At 69.0% G+C, this 20121-nt stretch carries 19 protein-coding genes and 1 riboswitch; of the genes, 8 read left to right on the top strand and 11 right to left on the bottom strand.

All coding sequences use genetic code 11. The annotated features are described in order from the left end of the window. Nucleotides 1-7: 7 nt before the first annotated feature. The 3 genes from J3A72_RS22150 (at nt 8) to gph (ending at nt 2446) form a co-directional block, all read left to right on the top strand. Entirely contained in the window at nt 8-937 is a 930-nt protein-coding gene (locus J3A72_RS22150; protein WP_014645815.1) for a LysR family transcriptional regulator, read from the top strand. After that, nucleotides 934-1725 (top strand): class I SAM-dependent methyltransferase, encoded by a 792-nt coding sequence (locus J3A72_RS22145; RefSeq protein WP_014645816.1) that lies wholly within the window; start codon nt 934-936, stop codon nt 1723-1725. The genes J3A72_RS22150 and J3A72_RS22145 overlap by 4 nt, the downstream gene beginning before the upstream one ends. 64 nt (nt 1726-1789) lie before the next feature. Continuing rightward, nucleotides 1790-2446: a phosphoglycolate phosphatase gene (gene gph, locus J3A72_RS22140; RefSeq protein WP_075076144.1), complete on the top strand. Its 657-nt coding sequence runs from the start codon at nt 1790-1792 to the stop codon at nt 2444-2446. A gap of 99 nt (nt 2447-2545) precedes the next feature. On the opposite strand, the gene btuB is transcribed toward gph, so the two are convergent. Next, complete coding sequence (gene btuB / locus J3A72_RS22135) at nt 2546-4387, bottom strand: TonB-dependent vitamin B12 receptor (protein WP_075076143.1); 1842 nt, start codon at nt 4385-4387, stop codon at nt 2546-2548. A gap of 114 nt (nt 4388-4501) precedes the next feature. Beyond that, nucleotides 4502-4725: riboswitch (cobalamin riboswitch) on the bottom strand. 142 nt (nt 4726-4867) lie between these two features. On the opposite strand from btuB, the gene J3A72_RS22130 reads away from it, so the two are divergent. Further along, on the top strand, nt 4868-5446 hold the full coding sequence (locus J3A72_RS22130) for a histidine phosphatase family protein (RefSeq protein WP_075076142.1): 579 nt from the start codon (nt 4868-4870) through the stop codon (nt 5444-5446). Nucleotides 5447-5537: 91 nt separating this feature from the next. Here J3A72_RS22130 and J3A72_RS22125 read toward each other — a convergent pair whose 3' ends face one another. Both J3A72_RS22125 and J3A72_RS22120 read right to left on the bottom strand, forming a co-directional pair. Beyond that, nucleotides 5538-5900, bottom strand: a complete 363-nt coding sequence (locus tag J3A72_RS22125) for a TfoX/Sxy family protein (protein ID WP_014645820.1) — start codon at nt 5898-5900, stop codon at nt 5538-5540. After that, nucleotides 5897-6379: a GAF domain-containing protein gene (locus J3A72_RS22120; RefSeq protein WP_014645821.1), complete on the bottom strand. Its 483-nt coding sequence runs from the start codon at nt 6377-6379 to the stop codon at nt 5897-5899. The genes J3A72_RS22125 and J3A72_RS22120 overlap by 4 nt, the downstream gene beginning before the upstream one ends. Nucleotides 6380-6447: 68 nt before the next feature. On the opposite strand from J3A72_RS22120, the gene bioD reads away from it, so the two are divergent. After that, on the top strand, nt 6448-7131 hold the full coding sequence (gene bioD / locus J3A72_RS22115; protein ID WP_041864050.1) for a dethiobiotin synthase: 684 nt from the start codon (nt 6448-6450) through the stop codon (nt 7129-7131). A 75-nt stretch (nt 7132-7206) separates the two neighbouring features. On the opposite strand, the gene J3A72_RS22110 is transcribed toward bioD, so the two are convergent. The 4 genes from J3A72_RS22110 to msrB all read right to left on the bottom strand — a co-directional run bounded on the left by J3A72_RS22110 (nt 7207) and on the right by msrB (nt 11988). After that, nucleotides 7207-8655, bottom strand: coding sequence for a PLP-dependent aminotransferase family protein (locus tag J3A72_RS22110; RefSeq protein WP_075076163.1), 1449 nt, complete (start codon nt 8653-8655; stop codon nt 7207-7209). Between the two features lie 242 nt (nt 8656-8897). Beyond that, nucleotides 8898-9635: a peptide-methionine (S)-S-oxide reductase MsrA gene (gene msrA, locus J3A72_RS22105; protein ID WP_075076162.1), complete on the bottom strand. Its 738-nt coding sequence runs from the start codon at nt 9633-9635 to the stop codon at nt 8898-8900. Between the two features lie 14 nt (nt 9636-9649). Further along, nucleotides 9650-11413 (bottom strand): cytochrome c biogenesis protein CcdA, encoded by a 1764-nt coding sequence (locus tag J3A72_RS22100; protein WP_075076141.1) that lies wholly within the window; start codon nt 11411-11413, stop codon nt 9650-9652. Between the two features lie 2 nt (nt 11414-11415). Further along, nucleotides 11416-11988: a peptide-methionine (R)-S-oxide reductase MsrB gene (msrB, locus tag J3A72_RS22095; protein ID WP_032959218.1), complete on the bottom strand. Its 573-nt coding sequence runs from the start codon at nt 11986-11988 to the stop codon at nt 11416-11418. Between the two features lie 144 nt (nt 11989-12132). Here msrB and J3A72_RS22090 point away from each other — a divergent pair, with 144 nt between their 5' ends. Together J3A72_RS22090 and J3A72_RS22085 are read left to right on the top strand one after the other, a co-directional pair. After that, nucleotides 12133-12852 carry a response regulator transcription factor gene (locus tag J3A72_RS22090; RefSeq protein WP_075076140.1) on the top strand — a complete coding sequence of 240 codons (720 nt, stop codon included), beginning with the start codon at nt 12133-12135 and terminating at the stop codon, nt 12850-12852. Further along, nucleotides 12849-14318 carry a HAMP domain-containing sensor histidine kinase gene (locus tag J3A72_RS22085; protein ID WP_032959213.1) on the top strand — a complete coding sequence of 490 codons (1470 nt, stop codon included), beginning with the start codon at nt 12849-12851 and terminating at the stop codon, nt 14316-14318. The genes J3A72_RS22090 and J3A72_RS22085 overlap by 4 nt, the downstream gene beginning before the upstream one ends. Here J3A72_RS22085 and J3A72_RS22080 read toward each other — a convergent pair. Further along, a complete protein-coding gene (locus tag J3A72_RS22080) occupies nt 14315-15661 on the bottom strand; it encodes an ATP-binding protein (protein WP_032959211.1) in 1347 nt (448 codons plus the stop codon). The genes J3A72_RS22085 and J3A72_RS22080 overlap by 4 nt on opposite strands. Further along, nucleotides 15658-16347: a winged helix-turn-helix domain-containing protein gene (locus J3A72_RS22075; RefSeq protein ID WP_209572146.1), complete on the bottom strand. Its 690-nt coding sequence runs from the start codon at nt 16345-16347 to the stop codon at nt 15658-15660. Before J3A72_RS22075 ends, J3A72_RS22080 begins: the two co-directional genes overlap by 4 nt. 349 nt (nt 16348-16696) lie before the next feature. On the opposite strand from J3A72_RS22075, the gene asnB reads away from it, so the two are divergent. Further along, nucleotides 16697-18598 (top strand): asparagine synthase (glutamine-hydrolyzing), encoded by a 1902-nt coding sequence (asnB, locus tag J3A72_RS22070; protein ID WP_049419261.1) that lies wholly within the window; start codon nt 16697-16699, stop codon nt 18596-18598. 692 nt (nt 18599-19290) lie between these two features. On the opposite strand, the gene J3A72_RS22065 is transcribed toward asnB, so the two are convergent. Both J3A72_RS22065 and queD read right to left on the bottom strand, forming a co-directional pair. Continuing rightward, nucleotides 19291-19638, bottom strand: coding sequence for a phasin family protein (locus J3A72_RS22065; protein WP_014035870.1), 348 nt, complete (start codon nt 19636-19638; stop codon nt 19291-19293). Between the two features lie 117 nt (nt 19639-19755). After that, a complete protein-coding gene (gene queD / locus J3A72_RS22060) occupies nt 19756-20118 on the bottom strand; it encodes a 6-carboxytetrahydropterin synthase QueD (protein ID WP_014645831.1) in 363 nt (120 codons plus the stop codon). Between the last annotated feature and the right edge of the window lie 3 nt (nt 20119-20121).

Raw genomic sequence — 20121 nt, 5'->3', positions numbered from 1 at the left:
CGAGCATATGGACCGATTGACCGCCATGACCGTGTTCGTCGAGGTGGCCGAGCGCGGCAGCCTGACCGCGGCGGCAGAGGTGCTGGACATGTCGCGGGCGATGGTCAGCCGCTACCTGGCTGAGGTCGAGGGCTGGCTGGGCGCACGCCTGCTGCACCGGACCACGCGCCGGGTCAGCCTGACCGGCCCGGGCGAGGCGGCGCTGGCGCGCTTCCGGCAGATGCTGGCGATCGGCGAGGAACTGCAGGGCGAGCTGGCCAGCGATGATCCGGAGCCGCATGGCACGCTGCGGGTGACTGCCAGCGTGTCGTTCGGGCAGAGCCACCTGGCGCGGGCGGTGGCCGGCTTTGTTGCGCGCCATCCGGCGGCACGCATCGAGCTGCTGCTGGTCGACCGCACGGTGAACCTGGTGGAGGAGCGGGTGGACCTGGCCGTGCGCATCGCGCGCCAGATCGATCCCAGCCTGATCGCGCGGCGGCTGGCCACCTGCCGCTCGGTGCTGTGCGCGACGCCGTCCTACCTGCAGGCACGCGGCACGCCGACTGCTCCCGAGCATCTGGCCGCGCACAACTGCCTGACCCACCACTACGTCGGCAAGAGCCTGTGGCAGCTGCACCGGGACGGCCGTTCGCTGTCGGTGGCGGTAGGCGGCAACATCAGCGCCAACGAGGCCTCGCTGCTGCTGGAGGCGGTGCGGGCCGGTGCCGGTATCGCCATGCTGCCGACCTACCAGGTGGCGCCGCTGCTGCGTACCGGCGAGCTGATCGAACTGCTGCCCGAATTCAGCCTGGACGAACTCGGCATTCATGCCGTGTACGCGTCACGACGACAGCAGCCCGCTATCATGCGGCGATTCCTGGACTATCTGGCCGAGTGTTTCGCCAGCCCGGCCTTCCAGGATCTGGATTGGCGCCCACCGGGCAAGGAGAACACATGAACCATGGACAGGCCTTGATCGACCACAACCGTGCTGCCTGGGACCGCCAGGCCAGCGAAGTGCGCGAATGGTCGCGCCCGGTGGAAAGTTCAACCATTGCCGCCGCGCGCGAAGGCCGCTGGCAGGTGCATCTGACCCCACGCGCGCTGCCATTGGACTGGCTGGGCGATGTGCGTGGCCGCCGCATCCTGTGCCTGGCCTCGGGCGGGGGCCAGCAGGCACCGGTGCTGGCCGCTGCGGGCGCCGACGTCACCGTGTTCGATCTCTCAGACGGGCAGCTGGAACAGGACCGCAGCGTGGCGGCGCGCGATGGACTGCAGCTGCGCACGGTGCAGGGCGACATGCGCGACCTGCACGTATTCGCCAACGACAGCTTCGACGTGGTGTTCCATCCGATCTCCAACCTGTACGTACCCGACGTGCGCCCGGTGTGGACCGAATGCCGCCGCGTGCTGGCGCGCGATGGCATGTTGATGGCCAGCTTCTACAACCCGGTGCTGTTCGTCGGCGCGCGCGATCCGCAGCTCGATGCGCAGGGCCTGATCCGGCCGCAGTACGCCATTCCCTATTCGGACCTGGAAGACCTGCCCGCCGCAGAACGTGAGGCGAAACTCGGCCGCGGCGATGCGCTGACCTTTGGCCACAGCCTGACCGAACTGATCGGCGGGCAGCTGGATGCGGGGTTCGTCATCGATCGCTTCATGGAAGACTGGCAGCCGCAGCCGCGCTTCCTGATCGACCGCTACCTGCCCACGTTCCTGGCCACCCGCGCACGCCGGATCGGTTGAGGCGGATCGGCGCAGAAACCAGCGGCGTACAATGGGCGGCCCAATGTCGTGCAGGTGCCGTCCCTTGTCGTATCCCTATCCGCTGGTCGTGTTCGACCTTGATGGCACGCTGGTCGACAGCGCAGCTGATATCGCCGAAGCACTGAACCGCACGCTGGAAGACATCGGCATGGCACGCGTGCCGGAAGCCACGGTTCTGGGCTGGATCGGCGACGGTGTGCGCCGCCTGGTCGAGCAGGCCGTGCATGCCGCGGGTCGTGAGGTCGACCTGGCCGAAGTGATGCCGGTGTTCATGGTGCACTACCGTGAGTGCCTGTTGCGCAGCCCGCGCCTGTTCGATGGCGTGGCCGAAGCGCTGATGCAGCTGCGTGCACGCGCTGTTCCGCTGGCGATCTGCACCAACAAGCCCGAAGCGCTGGTGCCGCCACTGCTGCAGCACCTGGGCATTGGTGATGCGTTCGCGCTGGTACTGGGCGGCGATTCGCTGCCGCAGCGCAAGCCCAGCGGTGAGCCGCTGCGGCACATCGCTGCGCACTTCGGGCTGGCGGTGGATGCCTGCCTGATGGTGGGTGATTCGTTGACCGACTACCGCGCCGCTGAAGAGGCGGGTATGCCGATCGCACTGGTGCGTTACGGTTATCCGCGTGGCCTGGACCTGGCCACCGCACAGGCGGTGGCGGTGATTGACGACCTGCGTGAGTTGCCGGGGTTGCAGGGCTGACGCAGGGGGTAGTGCCGGCCGCTGGCCGGCAACCCCGAGGACGTTGCCGAGGGTCACGATGTTGCCGGCCAGCGGCCGGCACTACCATGACCATCGCCTTCATTTCGGCTGGTAACGCACGCTCAGCTGGTACTCGCGGCCGGGCTGGTTGAACCACGCCACCGTTTCGTAGCGGCGGTCGAACACGTTGGCGGCACGTGCCAGCAGCGACCACGCCGGCGTCAGCGCGTACTCGGCGCGCAGGTCCAGCGTGCCGTAGCCACCGACCTTCACCGCGTTGGCGGCATCGTCATAGCGCTTGCCCGCACCCTGCACGGTCAGGCCGGCGCGGAAATCGCCGAAGCGGCGGTCGACGTCCAGGCGCGCGGTCTGCTGTGCACGGCGCGGCAGCCAGTTGTCGAACTGGGTGCTGCCATGGGTGCGGTTGCGCGGGTCGGTGTAGCTCAGCTGCGCGTTGAGGTCGAAGCCGGCCAGCAGCACGCCACCGGTCAGTTCGGCGCCACGGATGCGCGCCTTCTCCACCTGCTGCATTTTCATCGTGGACGCATCGTAGGTGATCAGGTCATCGATGCGGGTCACGTACACGTCCAGGCCCCAATGCCAGCCCTGGCCCTGCTGCGAAACACCGAGGTTGGCGCTCTTGGACTTCTCCGGCTTCAACGTCGGCACGCCGCTCCACGGGTCGTACAGGTCGCTGAAGGTCGGTGCCTTGAAGGCGGTGCCGTAGCTGGCATTGACGCGCAGGCCGTGGTCCAGCTGCATTGCCCAGCCGAGACTGCCGGTGGCGTGGTTGCCGAACTGCTGGTTGTCGTCGTTGCGCGCGCTGGCCTGCAGCTGGTGGCGGCCGAAGCGGCCCTGGTACTGCACGAATACACCGGTGTTGCGGCGGCTGTCGACAAGGTAGCCCGCGCTGCTGCCATCCAGGTTGTCTTCGCTCCAGTCCACGCCGGTGCTCAGCAGCTGGCTTCCGGTCAAGGTGAAGTCACCCTGCAGCGAGGCGCTGTCGCGGTGGGTCTGCGCGCTGCCGCGTGCGCCGAAGTCGCCGAAGTTGTCCGACTCGTTGTCGCTGCGGCCGACGTTGGCGGTGAAGGCCAGGCGCCCGGACGGGGTGTAGCGCACCTTGCCGGCCAGCACCTGCTGGCGGATTTCCGAGTAGTTGTAATAGCCGTCGTAGTGGTTCCTGCCGTCGGCGCGCAGCGCACTGCCTTCCACATTCCACTGGTCGTTGAAGGTGTAGCCGCCACGCAGGCTCTTGGACAGGTTGCGGTAGCCGTCGCGGTCGGGTTCGTCGGCGAAACAGCCGGTGAACAGCGTCGCCGAGCCACGGCAGGCATCGACGCCATCGGAATGCTGGTAGGCGATGTCGGCGCCGAACCAGCCGCGTTCGGTGCCACCTCCGATGCCGCCGCTGGCTTCGCGCAGGCCGTTGCTGCCACCACCGAGCTGGAAGTGCGGAGCAAAATCGCCCTGGTTGCGGCGGGTGAAGATCTGGATCACGCCACCGATGGCGTCGGCGCCGTACAGGCTGGACTGCGGGCCGCGCACGATTTCCACGCGTTCGATCTGCGCCAGCGGCAGGTCCTGGTACATGGCCAGGCCGAGGTCGGCACTGTTGATGCGCACGCCATCGACCAGCACCACGGTGTGGCCCGAGTTGGTGCCGCGCAGGAACAGCGAGCTCTGCTTGCCGAGCCCGCCGGCATTGGTCAGGTTGATGCCGGCGCGGCCGCGCAGCAGTTCCTGCAACGAGGTGGCCTGACTGGATTCGATCTGCGCGCGGTCGATCACCTGGGCTGGTGCGATGCTGTCCTGCAGGGCGATCGGGGTGCGGGTGGCGGTGACCAGGATCTGGTCGAGCGCGGTGGTGTCATCGGCGGCCTGGGCCAGCGCGGGCAGGGCGGCCAGCACGGCCAGGGACAGCATTCGGGACTGCAGCTTCATGGGGGACTCCAGGTGCCACGCACGCCCGCGTGGCGAAGGGGAGGAGCCGCGAAGGCAGGCATGCGCCGACGCCGCAGCGCAGGCTGCGGTCATCCAGCGCCATGCCCACCGCACCGCGACCTGAGGCTTCCGGGCCGGTCTCCGGGCTTGCCGCCGGGTGGCGCGAGGCCACCGTCCAGGCGCCTTCCCATGCCTGCGGCACAGTGGCGTTGTTGCCTGGAACTGACGTGCTTACCGTTGCGGGGGCAGCGCCGGCCTGGCGTGGATTCACGCGTCACCGGCTTCCCGTTTCAACCTGCCGGCCGTGGCCGCAGGTCACCTGGAAGTGCGCGCAGTCTACGGCATCGCAGGCGGCCCGTAGCGTCGAGCGTACCCGACTGCCTTTGCTGTGCCCTTAGAATGGTCCCTCGATCCCGTGGTGCCGTTGCCGATGTCCGCCCGTTTTCCGCTGTTCCCGCGTTGCCTGTACAGGACGCACGCATGATCCTCGACCTGGTCCGCCATGCCGGCAACGGTCGCGATGAGTTCCTCGATGGCCGCAGCGATCCACCGCAGCTGGCCCGCCTGCCGCAGGAACTGGTCGACGCCTACGCTGCGCAGCCCTGGGAACGGGTGATCAGTTCGCCGCGGCTGCGCTCGCTGCACACGGCGATGGCCCTGGCCACCCCGCGCGGGCTGGACGTGGAAGCGGAGGAGGAATGGGAAGAGCTGGATTTCGGCGATTGGGACGGGCAGCCGCTGTTCGACCTGCCGGAGGATGCACTGGCGGCCTTCCATGCCGATCCGCATGCATTCCCACCGCCCAACGGTGAAAGCTGGGGCCACTTCGAGCGGCGTATCGCGCGCGCGCTGGATCGACTGCTCGATGATGACGACCCGGTGCCAACGCTGGTGGTCAGCCATGGCGGCCCGCTGCGCATGGTGCTGTCGCAGGTCTGCGGCCTGCCGATGTCGCTGTGCTGGGCACTGCGCATCGACCACGGCACGCGCCTGCGGGTACGGCTGGAACGTGGCGAAGCCGGGCTGGCAGGCGAGCTGCTGGAACTGCAGCAGCCGTAACCCATCGGTAGTGCCGGCCGCTGGCCGGCAGTCTCGGGAACGTTGAAAAGACCACGCAGTTGCCGGCCAGCGGCCGGCACTACCGGTGCAGTCAATCCTCGTCCGCATCCTCGGTCACGCTGTCTTCCGCGTCATCGTCGGCATCGAAGCGCTGCTCATGCACCGGACCCGACGCCGGGCCGGCCGCCTTCAGCGGATGCGCGGCGATGCGTGCTTCGTAATCCTGCACCAGCGCCTCACGCTGCGGCTCGCTCAGTTCCTGCCAGTGGCAGTCCAGCAGCGCGCCTTCCAGCGAGTACAGCAGGTTCAGGCTGGGCTTGAAGCCGGCGCGCTTGACCTTGACGAAGGCGCCGACTGCGCCGGTCGCAACCAGGTCCTCGCGGCTGCGCAGGCCGACCTGGCGCAGCCACGCTGCACTCTTGGGGCCGATGTTGCGCAGCTTCGGCGCGCTCATCCCAGCGCCTCGACGAACACGCGGGCGATGGCTTCCAGGCCGGCCTGGTCATCGGCATCGAAGCGGCCGATCTTCGGGCTGTCGATGTCGAACACGCCGATCAGTTCATCGCCGCGCAGCAGCGGCACCACCAGTTCCGAACGCGAGGCCGAATCGCAGGCGATATGGCCGGGGAAGGCATCGACGTCGTCCACGCGCTGGGTCACGCGCTGGCTGGCGGCGGCACCGCACACGCCCTTGTCCAGCGGGATGCGCACGCAGGCCGGCAGGCCCTGGAACGGGCCGACCACCAGCTCCGTGCCGTCGTACAGGTAGAAACCCACCCAGTTCAGGTCGGGCAGGGCGTGGTAGACCAGTGCGGAGAGGTTGGCCGCGTTGGCGATGCGGTCGGACTCGGCGTAGACCAGGCCACGGGCCTGTTCCAGCAGCTGGGCATATTGTTCCGGCTTGCTGCCGGTAAGCGAGGCATTGGCGAACATGCCCGCAGTCTAGCAAGCGCGCCGGGCCGGCGATAATGCACGCTCTGTTGCCCTGTTGGAGCCCATCGATGCCGTTGCCCGCTACGCTGCCGCCCGCCCTGTTCATTACCGGCACCGATACGGAGATCGGCAAGACCGCGGCCAGCACCGCGCTGCTGCAGGCGCTGCGCCGGCGCGGCCTGCGCGCAGTGGGCATGAAACCGGTGGCCAGCGGCAGCGAAGACCTGGGGCAGGGCCTGCGCAACGAAGACGCGCTGGCGCTGCAGGCGGCCAGCTGGCCGGTGCCGGACTATGCCGATCTGAACCCGTATGCGCTGCGGCAGCCGCTGGCACCGGAGCTGGCCGCTGCCGAGGACGGCGTGCGGGTGGAACTGGCGCCGATCGTGGCTGCGTTCGCGCGACTGCGCGCACAGGCCGACATCGTGGTGGTGGAAGGCGTCGGTGGGTGGCTGGCGCCGGTCTCGGCCACGCTGGACCAGCTGGACCTGGTGCGAGCACTGCAGTTGCCGGTGCTGCTGGTGGTGGGCATGCGGCTGGGCTGCGTCAACCATGCGCGGCTGACTGCGCAGTCGCTGCAGGCCAGCGGCGTGCAGTGCCTGGGCTGGATCGGCAACCACATCGACCCGGCGATGCAGCGCCAGGATGAGAACATCGCCACGTTGCAGCAGCGCCTGCCGATGCCGTGCTGGGGACGGCTGCCGCATCTGCCGGGTGCGGATGGCGAAGCGCTGAGCGCGCACCTGCTCGAGTGATCCTGGGTAGTGCCGGCCGCTGGCCGGCAACCGCATCCACCCGGTGATCCCGATGTTGCCGGCCAGCGGCCGGCACTACCGTGCTGCGGCCGCCAGCTCCCGCGCGATCGCGCCCAGTCGTTCCACCGCGCCAATGAAGCGCGCATCCAGGGTCTGGCAGCACGACAGCCGCAGGCAGTGGCGGTATCGCGCGCCACGTGAATAGACCTGGCCGGGCATGAACACGATGTCCTCCTGCAGCGCTCGCTCGAACAGCTCGCGCGTATCCACGCCCGGCAGTTCCAGCCACAGCAGGAATCCGCCCTGCGGTTCGGTGGCGCGGGTGCCGGCCGGGAAGTGCTCGGCCACCAGCTGGCGCAGCCGTCCCACCTGTTCGCGGTACAGCCGGCGCATGCGATGCAGGTGGTGCTCGTAGCTGCCCGCTTCCAGATACGCCGCGACCGCGTCACCGAGCAGCTTCGGCTCGCCGCCGGTGGACTGGAATTTCAGCAGCGCGATGCGCTCGGCGAAGCGGCCGCCATCCAGCCAGCCGATGCGGTAATCCGGCGCCAGTGTCTTGGAGAAACCTCCGACCACCATCACCCAGCCGTCGCGATCAAAGGCCTTCAGCAGGGGCGCCGGCGGTTCGCAGAACTGCAGCTCGGCGTACACCGCGTCCTCGATCAGCGGCAGCTGCCGTGCGTTGACCAGCTCGGCCAGGCGCTGCTTGGCGGCGGTCGGCATGGTGCAGCCGAGCGGGTTGTGCACGGTCGGCATCACCACCAGCGCGGCCAGCGGTGTGTGCTGCAGCAGCGCGTCCAGCGCATCCACATCCAGTCCGTGCTGCGGATGGGTGGGCAGCTCGATGGCCTGCAGGCCGAGGTTGGCCAGCAACGGATACAGGTTGAAGTAGGACGGTGCCTCGATGCCGACCGCATCACCGGGCTGGGTGACCGCGCGCAGCGCCAGCTGCAGGCCCTCCATCGCACCATGAGTCAGCAGCAGGCGTTCGCTGTGGGTGTGCAGCCCCATGCGCGGGCCACGCCGCACGATCTGCGCCAGCAGCCGTGGCGAGCCGTTGGGGCGCGCGTAGGTCTCCACCGTCTGCTGGCCGTGGCGCAGCACCTGTGCGGTATGCCGGGCCAGCTGCGCGCCCGGATAGAACTGGCGCCCGCGCGGACCGGCAAAGGCCAGGTCGATCACACCGGGGCGGCGCTGTGCTTCCAGCACGCGGGCCATCAGCACCTGCTGCAGTGGTGCGGTGGGTGCGGACGGGGTATCACGCAGCGAACGCTCTGGCACCGACAAGCGCGGCGCCACCTCGAAGCCGGCTTTGGGCCGCGGAATGACTAGGCCGGCGTCCTCCAGCTGGCGATAGGCGGCAATCACCGTGTTCAGGCTGAGCCTGCGCTGCAGGGCCATCTGCCGCAGCGAAGGCAGGCGGCTGCCAACCGGAAGGCGTCCGCCGTGGATGGCCTCGGCCAGCTCGTCGGACAGCCGTTGGTAGCGGGGTGGGATCATCGCGCTCTGGTCATCTGTATCCATCGAATTTCCCACCATCTGGTGCTGTACCCATGATGATGGCGAGCCTAGCATGTCGTTGTCGGCCGGGCCTGATCGGGGCACGGCCGATACTTCCCAAACGCACGGCTGGATGGCCGTGCGTCTTTTTCTGTGTGTAGAGCCGAGCCCATGCTCGGCTGCACTTCCGCCAACAGCAGCCGAGCGTGGGCTCGGCTCTACAGAGAGCACCGCCGAGCGTCGGTCAGCCCAAGGGGGAATGCCGGCTACCGCATCGGCACCAGCACCGCCTCGCGCCGGTACAGCGCCGGGAACTGCCTGCCCAGCGCGGCCAGCTTCGGTGCGTCGTAGTAGCGGATGTAGGCCGCCTGCGGGTAGTTGGTCATGTAGTTCTGGTGGTAGCTCTCGGCCGGGTAGAAGCGCTGGCCGCTGACCAGCTGGGTGACGATCGGCGCGCGGTAGCTGCCGGCCTGGCCGAGCTGGGCGATGTAGGCGCGGCTGGCAGCCTGCTGGCGTGCGTCGTCACTGAAGATCGCCGAGCGGTATTGGCTGCCGTGGTCCGGCCCCTGCCGATTGAGCTGGGTCGGGTCGTGCACCACCGAGAAGAACACCTGCATCAGCTGCCCGTAGCTGACCTGGCGCGGGTCGTAGTCGATCTTCACTGCTTCGGCATGCCCGGTCTGGCCACCGCTGACGCGCTCATAACGCGCATTGGCCGCACTGCCACCGATGTAGCCGGACACGGCATTGCTCACGCCCTTGACGTGCTGGAACACGCCCTGCACGCCCCAGAAGCAACCACCGGCGAACACCACGCTGGCGCGGGGGGCGTCATCGCGGAACGCCGCATCGCCGGTGGGGGCCGGCAGTGCCTGGATCTGCGCGCTGGCTTCGATCGGCGCCGCAATCGCGCCGTGGTCAACCAGCAGCACACCGGCAATCAAGGCCGTGGCCACCAGGCCGGCCACACCGGCGGCGATGCCCTGTTCAAAGGAGAGTTTCATCATGTCCTCCCGGTTCAACCGAAGGTGAAGGCATAGGCCTGCACGCCCGCATCGAGGAACTCGATCTCGAAGCGATGCGGGCCGACTGCGCCGCGCTGGCGGATCAGCTGGTAGAGGCGGTGCTCGTCGACGACGCCACTGCCATCGGCACCAACATCACTGCCGGCATCGGTGGCGGGCAGCGCTTTGCCGTCCAGCCAGACGCGGAAGCGCACCGGCCTGCCGTCCTCGCTCGGTGCCAGCACCAGGTGCAGGTCGCGCGCATGGAACTGGAAGGCGATGCGGCCGCCGGCCTGCTGCAGCTGTGCGGCCTCATCGGTGACGGTCCAGCGCCCGGACAGCCCCCACTGGTTCAACGCCAGGGTGGCCGGCAGCGTGTAGTCGAACGCGGCGTCGCTGTGCTGCCCGCCGGGCGAGGCGAACTGCTCGGCGCGGGCGTGGCCCAGGTAGGTTTCCGGCGAACGCAGGTTGCCCATGTCGGCCTGCACGGCCACGCCCTTCAGGCCGGCGGCAGCGGGATCGGCCGGTGGCGGCAGATTGGTCTGCCCGGCTTCGGTCAGCAGGCGACGGATCATCTGTTCCGAGCGCGCATAGTTGCCCTCGCCGAACTGGTGGCCGCGGATATTGCCCTGCGCGTCGACGAAGTACTGCGCCGGCCAGTAGCGGTTGTTGAAGGCGCGCCAGATCGTGTACTGGTTGTCGAGCGCCACCGGGTACTCGACCTTCAGCTGCTGCACCGCTTTCATCACGTTGCGTGGGTCACGCTCGAAGGCGAATTCCGGCGTGTGCACGCCGACCACCACCAGGCCGTGGTCGCGGTAGCGTCGCTCCCATTCGTGCACGAACGGCATCGCGCGCAGGCAGTTGATGCAGGAATAGGTCCAGAAATCGACCAGAACCACCTTGCCGCGCAGCTGCTGTGCACTCAGCGGCGGGCTGTTGAGCCAGCCAGTGGCACCGTCCAGCGCGGGCAGCGTGCCCTCCACCGGCAGCGCTGCATCGGCACCGGCATTGGCGCCGGCCATCATCATCGGCGCCGCCGGCTGCGCGCCGGGCACTGCATCCAGCAGGCGTTGCTCGATACGGGCGGTGCTGACCGTGGACAAGCGGGTCAGCAGGCCGGTATCCCAGCCGAGGCCGATCGCCACGACGGCCAGCAGCGCGGCCACACCCAGCACCTTGCGAAGTACATCGCCGAGGCCGAGCCGCGCCTGCATCGCGCGGAACACCCGGCCGCCGATCCACACCGCCAGCGCCAATGCGGTGATCGCACCCAGTGCGTAGGCCAGCAGCAGCGCAGTGGTACCGACGCTGGCGCCATGCAGGGCGGCGCCGGTCAGCACCAGACCGAGGATCGGCCCGGCACACGGTGCCCACAGCAGGCCAGTGGCGATGCCGATCAGCAGCGAGGTCCACGCGCCGCCGTGCCCCGCGGCATCCGCCGCATCGGCGCGCGCACTCAGGCGGGCACCCATGCGCTGGAACGGCGCCAGCAGGTGGTCGGCCAGTCGTGGCCAGAGCAGGGCGACCGCGAACAACGCCATCAGCAGCAGGGCGACCCAGCGTCCGACCTGGTTGGCCTGTGCCACCCATTGGCTGCCCACCGCGGCCAGGCTGGCGACCACGGTGAAGGTGAGCGCCATGCCCAGCAGCAGCGGCAGCGTGCTGCGCAGGAACGGGCGATCGGCACGCGCGAACACGAACGGCAGCACCGGCAGGATGCAGGGGCTGAGCAGGGTCAGCGCGCCCCCCAGATAGGCAAGCAGCAACAGCAGCATCATCAGGCTCCGGAAGCAGGGGAAGAACCGACCGGCACCCGCCAGCCGTCGGCAGTGCCATCCGTGGCGCCGGGAGCGAACACCATCGCCGCACCGTTCATGCAGTAGCGCAGCCCGGTGGGGCGTGGCCCATCGTTGAACACATGGCCGAGATGGCCGCCGCAGCGGCGGCAATGCACCTCCACCCGCAGCATCCCGAAGGTGACGTCGCGGTCTTCGCCGATGGCGTTGTGCAGCGGCGCCCAGAAGCTGGGCCAGCCGGTACCGCTCTCGAACTTGGTGGACGAGGAAAACAGCGGCAGTGCGCACCCGGCGCAGGCGAAGGTCCCCTGCCGGTGTTCCTTGTTGAGCGGGCTGCTCCAGGGGCGCTCGGTGGCCTGCTGGCGCAGCACCGCGTACTGCGCCGGCGTCAGTCGCTGGCGCCACTCGGCATCGCTGTGCATGACCTCGAACTGTCGCGACGGGCGCGCTTCGGCGGCGGCCGGGGCGGCGCGGCTGCAGGCCCCCAGGCCGAACAGGCCGGCGGCGGTGGCGACACCGCCCAGGCCCAGCAGATGGCGGCGGGAGAGGGACATGGCGGACTCCGGGAAGGGGCGACGGGGCCATGCTGCGCCCGCCCGGGTCAACGAATCCTCACGCAGGATTCAATTTTTCGTGAGGTATCGGCGGCCGTCCCGCGCCACAATGCAGCCAGCCTCCCCACTGGCCCCGAGCTGCCGATGTCGACCAAACGCGTGCTGATCGTTGAAGACGATGCCCACATCGCCGACCTGCTGCGCATGCACCTGGGTGATGAGGGCTACGACGTCGCCCATGCCGCCAGCGGCGATGCCGGCCTGCGCCTGCTCGAGCAGGACGGCCCGTGGGATGCGCTGGTGCTGGACGTGATGCTGCCCGGCGTGGACGGGCTGCAGGTGTGCCAGCGCGCACGCGCGATGGCGCGGTATGTCCCGATCATCATCATCAGCGCGCGCGGCAGTGAAACGCAGCGCATCGTCGGCCTGGAACTGGGCGCGGACGATTACCTGGCAAAACCCTTTTCGATGCCGGAACTGGTGGCACGGGTACGCGCGCTGCTGCGCCGCGCCGAGGCGATGGCGCAGAGCGCGCGCATCGATGCCGGCGCGATCGAGCTGGGTGGGCTGCAGCTCGATCCGGTCGCGCGCACCGCTTCGGTGGATGGCAACACGCTGGAACTGACCCCGCGCGAGTTCGACCTGCTGCTGTTCTTCGCCCGTCATCCGGACCAGGTGTTCGCGCGCATGGAACTGCTCAACCAGGTCTGGGGCTACCAGCACGATGGCTACGAGCACACGGTCAACACCCACATCAACCGCCTGCGCAGCAAGATCGAACCCGACCCGGCCAACCCACGGCGGTTGCTGACGGTGTGGGGCCGCGGCTACAAGCTGGTCGACCCGGCCGGGACGGCGGCATGATCAAGCCGAACCTGTGGCAGAAGCTGGCGGTGGTGACCGCCGCGCTGATGCTGATGTGCTGCATGGCGCTGCTGGCACTGCAGATGCGTGCCAACACCCGCCACGAGCAGGAAGTCGTGCAGCGGCTATCGCTGGGCCTGGCCGAACATATCGCCCAGCGCAGCGAGCTGATGGACACCAGCGGCATGCGCGATGCCGCGGTGCGCGCGCTGTTCGGCCAGCTGATGGCGGTCAACCCCAGCGTCGAGGTCTACCTGCTGGACGACCAGGGCCGCATCCTCGGTCACGATGCACCCAGTGGACATCTGGTGCGCAACCGGGTGGACGTGGCGCCGTTGCGTCGCCTGCTGGCCGGTGCACCGCTGCCGATCCTCGGCGATGACCCGCGCAGCGCCGATGGCCGCAAGGTGTTCAGCGCTGCACCATTGATCGTGCAGGGCCGGCCGGCCGGCTATGTGTACGTGGTGCTGGTCGGCGAGCACCGGCAGATGCTCGCCGACGATCTTGCCGCCGGCAGCCAGTGGAACACCACGCTGTGGTCGGTGGTGCTGGTCGGCAGCCTCGGCCTGTTGGCCGGGCTGGTCGCGTTCTACTGGGTGACGCGTCCGTTGCGGCGGCTGACCCGGCGGATCCAGGCCTTTGACATCGATGCGCCGACGCCGCTGCCGCCGCCGGAGCCGCTGCGCGCTGGTGAGCGCGACGAACTGGTGATCCTGGAACATGCGCACGCGCAGATGGCGCAGCGGCTGGGCGAGCAGTGGCAGCAACTGCGCCAGCAGGATCTGCAGCGCCGTGAACTGGTCGCCAACATCTCGCACGACCTGCGCACGCCGTTGTCGTCGCTGCACGGCTACCTGGAAACGCTGGCGTTGAAGGACGCCACGCTGTCACCGGATGAGCGCCGCCGCTATCTCGGCATTGCGCTGGCACAGAGCGCCAAGGTCGGCCGGCTGGCGCGCGCGCTGTTCGAACTGGCGCGGCTGGAGCACGGCGAAGTGCGGCTGGAGTGGGAAGTGTTTGCGCTGCCGGAGCTGCTGCAGGACGTGCTGCAGAAGTTCGAACTGGCGGCACAGGCGCGTGGCCAGCAGCTGCACGCGGCGTTTCCGCCCGGCCTGCCGCTGGTCCGTGCGGACCTGGGCCTGGTCGAGCGGGTGCTGACCAACCTGCTCGACAACGCGCTGCGCCATGCACCCGAGGGTGGCCAGATCGAGGTGCGCCTGCGCGCGACCGCCGACAGCGTGGAGGTCTGCGTCGCCGATGATGGCCCCGGGGTAGCCCCGGCGCTGCGTACCCAGCTGTTCCAGGCACCGGCCGCGCTCGGCGCGCGGCGTGGCGACAACGGCGGATTGGGCCTGTTGATCGTGCAGCGCATCGTGCAGTTGCATGGCCGCCGCATCGAACTGCGCGACAGCGAACGAGGCGCGCTGTTCGTGTTTGCCTTGCCGCGCGCGGAAACGGCGGTCTAGCAGGCTGCCTCGGCCTCCACGACACCGCCGGTTTCCAGCGGCAGGTGCAGGCGGATGCAGGCGCCGCCCAGCGCCGAATCGGTCACCTCGACCTGGCCGCCATGCTTGTCGGCCACCACCTGCACCAGCGCCAGCCCGAGGCCGAAGCCGGGGCTGCCCGGGTCCAGCCGCACATAGGGTTGCAGCACCTGGCCGCGCAGTTCCGGTGCGATGCCGGGGCCGTCGTCCTCCACCTGCAGGCACAGCCAGCCGTCATTGACCGTGCTGGCGATGCGGATCTGCCGACGCGCGTAACGCAGCGCATTGCCGAGCAGGTTGCGCAGCGCCAGTTCCAGCATGTGCCGGTTGACGTTGACCAGGCCCACCGGCGACAACGCCTGCTGCACCGGCATCGGCAACGGTGCGAACTGGGCCACCACGCCGCGCACCAGCGCCGCCAGCTGCAGGCGCTGGCGGGTCAGCTGATGGCAGCGGCCCAGTGCGGCGTATTCGACGCCGGCATCGGTCAGGTGCTGCAGCCGATCGACGTCGGTGCGCAGCCCGCCCAGCGCATCGCGCTGCACATCGTCGAGCGCAGTGTCTTCCAGGTCGGCCAGGCCGAAACGCATCCGTGCCAACGGCGTGCGCACCTCGTGCGCGACCGCCTGGGCCAGCACGCGCTGGCTTTCCAGCAGCTGCTGCAGCTGCTCGGCCATGTGATTGAAGGCGTTGGCCAGCGGCCGCACCAGCGCGGTGCCGGCGCGCGGCGCACGCGTGTCCAGCTGGCCGTCGCGCATGCGGCGGGCCGCCTGGGCCAACTGCGAGACGTCGCGCCACAGCCGGTACACCATCACGTACATCGGCAGTGCCACCGCCACCATCAGGATCAGCAGCAGGATCGCCACACCGGATACTTCGCTGTCCTGCCAGCCTTCGTCCGGCAGCGCCTCGTCCAACGGGCCCAGCATCACGGCGTAGTCGCTGTCGCCGATCCGCTGCAGGCTGCGCATGTGCTCCAGGTCGATCTGTACGCGGCCGTTGTTGAACGGCGGGCGCTGGCTGGCCGGCAGCGCCTTCACCGCCTCGGCCAGCGGCACCATGCGCAGCGCGTAGGCGAAATCGGCGTCGAGTTCGCGCGCCAGTGCCGGCCACTGCTCGCGCGGGGTTTCGGCGAAGCGATGCTGCAGCAGCGCGTGCGTGCCGCGCATCTCGGCCTGCAGGCCGGCTTCGGTGCGGTCTTCCAGCAGGGCGTCCCAGGCCCACAGGCCCAGCACGATCAACAACAGGTGGGCGACCAGGAAACCGATGCCGTAGCGCAGGAAGTGGAAGGCGTGGCCGCGCATCGCCGACGGTGTGCGTTTCATCCCCATGCCGAGCGGCTGAACAGGTAGCCGCGGCCACGGACGGTCTTGATCCGTTCCGGCTGCTCCGGGTTGTCGCCCAGCTTGCGGCGCAGGCGCGAGATGCGGGCATCGATTGAGCGGTCCAGGCCATCGAAGGCGATGCCACGCAGGCCGCGCAGCAGCGCGTCGCGGTCCAGGATCTGGCCGGCATTGCTGGCCAGCAGGAACAGCAGGTCGAACTCGGCGGTGGTCAGCTCCAGCAGGCTGCCCTGCAGGTGCACGTTGCGGGTGGACGGATCGATGCTCAGCTCGCCGAAGCGCAGGCTGCCGTCACGCGGTTCGACCCGGCGGTGGCGGCGCAGGTGGGCGCGCAGGCGGGCCAGCAGCACCCGCGGTTCGATGGGTTTGCCGATGTAATCGTCGGCCCCCAGTTCCAGGCCCAGCATCTGGTCGATGTTGTCGGTACGGGCGGTCAGCACGCAGATGATGCCGTCATAGTGGGGCCGGATCTGCCGACACACTTCGAAACCATCCTGGTCGGGCAGGCCCACATCGAGCAGCACCAGGGCCGGCTTCTCCGCCAGGATCCGGGCCACGGCGCGCTCGCCGCTGCGCTCGTGGGCCACCTGGTAGCCATGCCGTTGCAGGTAGTCGCTGACCATCGTTCCCAGGCGGGCATCGTCTTCGACCAGTACGATATCCAGCATTTCCAAGGCCTCCGTGGGCGCAAACGTACCGCCACGGCACGAGCGCGGCGATGCTATCCCAGGCTTCGGGCCGCCCGGGTCCCGGGGGCGGGCGCCATTCAGCCGGGGTTGCTGGCGCGCGGGCCGGGTCTCAGTCCCGGCAACAACTTGGCGGCCAGCATAGCCTGTTGCTGTTACAAAACGTTACCTTCGTGATACGGCTGGTGACGATCGCTGACAGCAAAGCGACTGACGCCGCGCGCCCCCGCGCCGAGCATGGAGTCTCCTCCGCTCCGCGTGCCGTCCCCATGTCGTCCGCCGCCCCCTGCCTGCCGAACCTGTCCCGCCGCTGCCAGTGCGGAGGCTTCCGATGAGCGGCGTGGTCGGGGCCTGGCTGCCGCCCGCCGAGGATGAGCAGCTGCTGCAGCAGCTGGCCCCGATGCTGCGCGCGCTGCAGCAGCGTGGGCGTGGCCGCATCGGCTACTGGACCGACGCCGAGGCCGGCCTCGCGCTGGGCCATTGCCGGGCGCCGACCGATACGCCGTTGCAGCCGCTGAGCTCGGACTGCGGTCGCTACGTGCTGTGCCTGGACGGCCGCCTGTACAACCGCGGCGACCTGCAGGCGCAGCTGCGCGATCTGCCCCGCAGTTGCAGCGATGCGCGGCTGCTGCTGCAGGCGATCGTCGAATGGGGCGTGCAGCGGGCGCTGTCGCGCATCGAAGGCGCCTTCGGTTTCAGCGTCTGGGACCGGGAGTCGCGCGTGCTGTGGCTGGCCCGTGATCCGGTGGGCGAGCGGCCGCTGTATTACGGCTGGTACCAGGGCCAGTTCCTGTTCGCCTCGGAGTTGAAGGCGCTGCAGGCCTTCGCCGGCTTCGCGCCGAGCATCGACCAGGATGCCCTGAGCCTGCTGCTGCGCCACGACTATGTGCCGGCGCCGCACACCATCTACCGTGGCATCCACAAACTGGTGGCGGGCGCGATGCTGCGTATCGATCTCAGCGACCATGCCGCGGGTTGCTCCAGCCAGGCCGCGCAGGGCGGCGCGCGTTACTGGTGCGCACGCGACGCGATGCAGAGTGCACTGCAGGAGCCGCTGCAGCCGGCGCCGAGCCTGGAACAGGCCACCGACCAGCTTGAAGCGGTACTGCAGAAGGCCATCGCCTCACGCATGCACTCGCCCCTGGCGTGCGGCGCGTTCCTGTCCGGCGGTACCGACTCCTCGCTGGTGACGGCGATGATGCAGGCACAATCGACCCTGCCGATCGAAGCGTGGACGGTCGGCTTCGACGATCCGGGGCATGACGAAAGCGACTGGGCGTCACAGGTCGCGCGCCATCTGGGCGTGCAGCACCACCTGCATCGCATGGACGCGCGCCAGGGCCTGGACCTACTGCAGCGCCTGCCGCAGGTCTGGTGCGAGCCCTTCGCCGACGCCTCGCAGCTGCCGACGCTGCTGGCCAGTGAACTGCTGGGGGCGCGCAAGCCGGTGGCACTGACCGGTGACGGTGGCGATGAACTGTTCTTCGGGCATCCCAGCTATGGCCGCGCGCTGCGCAATGCGCGCCTGTGTGGTGGCCTGCCGGACTGGGTACGCGACCTGGCGCGGCGCAGCGGCAACCGCATGAACGTCGAGCGCGGCCGCCTCGGTGGTTGGCGCGCCCTGGTGGCCGAGGTGGCTGCCAATGATGTGGAAGGTCACTACCTGCAGCGCGTGACCCGCTGGCGGCAGCCGGCGCAGGTGGTGCTGGGCGCGCGCGAACCGGTGACGATCTTCCAGCAGCAGGACACGGCGCTGCCGGCCGAGGCGCGCATCCAGCTGCTGGATTTCCGCATGGACCTGGCCGAGGGCATCCTGGCCAAGGTTGATCGCGCGGGCATGGCGGCGGGCGTTGAAACCCGTGCGCCGCTGCTGGACATGGAGGTGGTGCGCCTGGCCTGGCGGCTGCCGCAGCACCTGAAGTACCACGATGGCGAGCACAAGCTGATTCTCAAGCACCTGCTGGCGCGCTATCTGCCGGAACCGCTGGTGTACCGCCCCAAGCGCGGCTTCGGCCCGCCGATGGCCCGCTGGCTGGCCGGTCCGTTGCGCGATTGGGCGGAGGCGCTGCTGGATCCGCAGCTGCTGCGCAACCAAGGCTGCTTCGATGTGGCACGCGTGCGTGGTGTCTGGGAGGCGTTCCTGCGGGGCGAGCGCAAGTGGCACACGCACCTGTGGAACGTGCTGATGTTCCAGGCGTGGCACCAGCATTGGCATGGTGGTCGCGGGCGCTGAGCCCTTCCTGCATCGCGTGCGGCGGGTTCATTCTGCGTGGCGCCGGGCGGAGGCCCTTGCGTACGAATGTCCTCCGGCGCCGGCCGTTGGCCGTCACCTCCCCCTTTACTTCGTACGCAAGGGCCTCCGCCCGGCGTTCGGAGTTCGCCGGCGCCTTCTTGAAAGGCGGCCGCGAGCGCTGTGATCTCCTCGCCGGAAGCCGAGCCTCGTCGGGACGGGCAGGGCCCATCGGTTCGCGGCGGATCAGGACGAAGACATGCGTGTGGCGGATGCATTCTGCGCGGCGCAGGGCGGAGACCCTTGCGTGCGAATGTCCCCCGGCGCCGGCCGTTGGCCGTCACCTCCTCCTTTACTTCGTACGCAAGGGCGTCCGCCCTGCGTTCGGAGTTTGTCGGCGCTTCCTTGAAAGGCGGCCGCGCGTGCTGCGCTCTCCTCACCGCACGCCGAGCCTCGTCGGGGCAGGCAGGGGTCTGGGCAAAGTAAAGGAGGAGGTGACGGCCAACGGCCGGCCCCGGGGGACATTTGCCCAGACCCCTGCCCGCCCCGGCGGGGCCCTTCAGCCTGCAGAGACGTCGCACGAAGACGCGCTTCGGTATCCAAACGCCAAGCAAAAAAAGACCCGGCAGAGGGAGGGATCTGCCGGGTCCGGATTGCGTGGGGGGAGGGACCCACGCAATGAGTGTTGCGTCGCGTCAGTGGTTGTTCGCGTCCGCCGTTGATTCGTTGTAGCCCTGCACCAGCTCGGACCAAGCCTTGCTGGCCTGCAGGCCGAGACCGACCACGTCCTGCTGGGCCTGGCCCAGCCGCTGCAGGTTGTCCTGCCACAGCTGCGCGCCCTTGGAGAGCGTCCCGGCCGCATCCTCGCCGCGGGCCAGTTCACCCAGCCAGCCGCCGGTCGCAGTCAGGTTGCGCTCCATCACCTTCAGCTGCACGCCGAACATGCTTTCGGCGTTCTCCAACGCCAACCGGTTCGCGCGCGTTGCCGCGGCGGCGAGCTGGCGGGTGGCATCACTGAAGCGATCGCTGAAGGCGGCGGCCATGGGGGCGTCAGGGAGTGGCTTGATGCATTGCAGCATACGCCCTTGATGCGGCAATGCAACAAAAATAACAAAGGCGCCCAAGGCGCCTTTGAAACACCTTTCAGATCAATGGGTTGATCAGGCAGTGGGGCCGCGGTAACGGCACCCCGACGTGCAGGTTTCGTGCACGGTGATCTCGCTCAGCGCCGGCAGGCCGGGCTTGAGCTCGTTCCAGATCCACACCGCCAGGTTCTCGCTGGTCGGGTTCTCCAGGCCGGGGATGTCGTTGAGGTAGTGATGGTCCAGGCGATCGTAGATCGGCTGGAAGGCCGCCTTCACGTCACCGAAATCCATGATCCAGCCGGTCTGCGCCCCCGGCTCGCCCTCGACCTTCAGTTCCACCCGGAACGAGTGGCCGTGCAGGCGCGCGCACTTGTGCCCCGGCGGTACGTTGGGGAGGCGGTGCGCCGCCTCGAGCATGAAGACTTTGAAGATTTCCATGGC

Source organism: Stenotrophomonas sp. PvP093, assembly GCF_017876915.1.
GTDB lineage: Bacteria > Pseudomonadota > Gammaproteobacteria > Xanthomonadales > Xanthomonadaceae > Stenotrophomonas > Stenotrophomonas muris.
This window is presented reverse-complemented; position numbering and strand designations above follow the sequence as displayed.

What these genes read in the sequence shown, in the direction of transcription:
- J3A72_RS22150 (WP_014645815.1), top strand. Translation starts at nt 8, where the DNA reads ATGGACCGATTGACCGCCATGACCGTGTTCGTCGAGGTGGCCGAGCGC.
- J3A72_RS22145 (WP_014645816.1), top strand. Translation starts at nt 934, where the DNA reads ATGAACCATGGACAGGCCTTGATCGACCACAACCGTGCTGCCTGGGAC.
- btuB (WP_075076143.1), bottom strand. Translation starts at nt 4,387, where the DNA reads ATGAAGCTGCAGTCCCGAATGCTGTCCCTGGCCGTGCTGGCCGCCCTG.
- J3A72_RS22130 (WP_075076142.1), top strand. Translation starts at nt 4,868, where the DNA reads ATGATCCTCGACCTGGTCCGCCATGCCGGCAACGGTCGCGATGAGTTC.
- J3A72_RS22125 (WP_014645820.1), bottom strand. Translation starts at nt 5,900, where the DNA reads ATGAGCGCGCCGAAGCTGCGCAACATCGGCCCCAAGAGTGCAGCGTGG.
- J3A72_RS22120 (WP_014645821.1), bottom strand. Translation starts at nt 6,379, where the DNA reads ATGTTCGCCAATGCCTCGCTTACCGGCAGCAAGCCGGAACAATATGCC.
- bioD (WP_041864050.1), top strand. Translation starts at nt 6,448, where the DNA reads ATGCCGTTGCCCGCTACGCTGCCGCCCGCCCTGTTCATTACCGGCACC.
- J3A72_RS22110 (WP_075076163.1), bottom strand. Translation starts at nt 8,655, where the DNA reads ATGGATACAGATGACCAGAGCGCGATGATCCCACCCCGCTACCAACGG.
- msrA (WP_075076162.1), bottom strand. Translation starts at nt 9,635, where the DNA reads ATGAAACTCTCCTTTGAACAGGGCATCGCCGCCGGTGTGGCCGGCCTG.
- J3A72_RS22100 (WP_075076141.1), bottom strand. Translation starts at nt 11,413, where the DNA reads ATGCTGCTGTTGCTGCTTGCCTATCTGGGGGGCGCGCTGACCCTGCTC.
- msrB (WP_032959218.1), bottom strand. Translation starts at nt 11,988, where the DNA reads ATGTCCCTCTCCCGCCGCCATCTGCTGGGCCTGGGCGGTGTCGCCACC.
- J3A72_RS22090 (WP_075076140.1), top strand. Translation starts at nt 12,133, where the DNA reads ATGTCGACCAAACGCGTGCTGATCGTTGAAGACGATGCCCACATCGCC.
- J3A72_RS22085 (WP_032959213.1), top strand. Translation starts at nt 12,849, where the DNA reads ATGATCAAGCCGAACCTGTGGCAGAAGCTGGCGGTGGTGACCGCCGCG.
- J3A72_RS22080 (WP_032959211.1), bottom strand. Translation starts at nt 15,661, where the DNA reads ATGAAACGCACACCGTCGGCGATGCGCGGCCACGCCTTCCACTTCCTG.
- J3A72_RS22075 (WP_209572146.1), bottom strand. Translation starts at nt 16,347, where the DNA reads ATGCTGGATATCGTACTGGTCGAAGACGATGCCCGCCTGGGAACGATG.
- asnB (WP_049419261.1), top strand. Translation starts at nt 16,697, where the DNA reads ATGAGCGGCGTGGTCGGGGCCTGGCTGCCGCCCGCCGAGGATGAGCAG.
- J3A72_RS22065 (WP_014035870.1), bottom strand. Translation starts at nt 19,638, where the DNA reads ATGGCCGCCGCCTTCAGCGATCGCTTCAGTGATGCCACCCGCCAGCTC.
- queD (WP_014645831.1), bottom strand. Translation starts at nt 20,118, where the DNA reads ATGGAAATCTTCAAAGTCTTCATGCTCGAGGCGGCGCACCGCCTCCCC.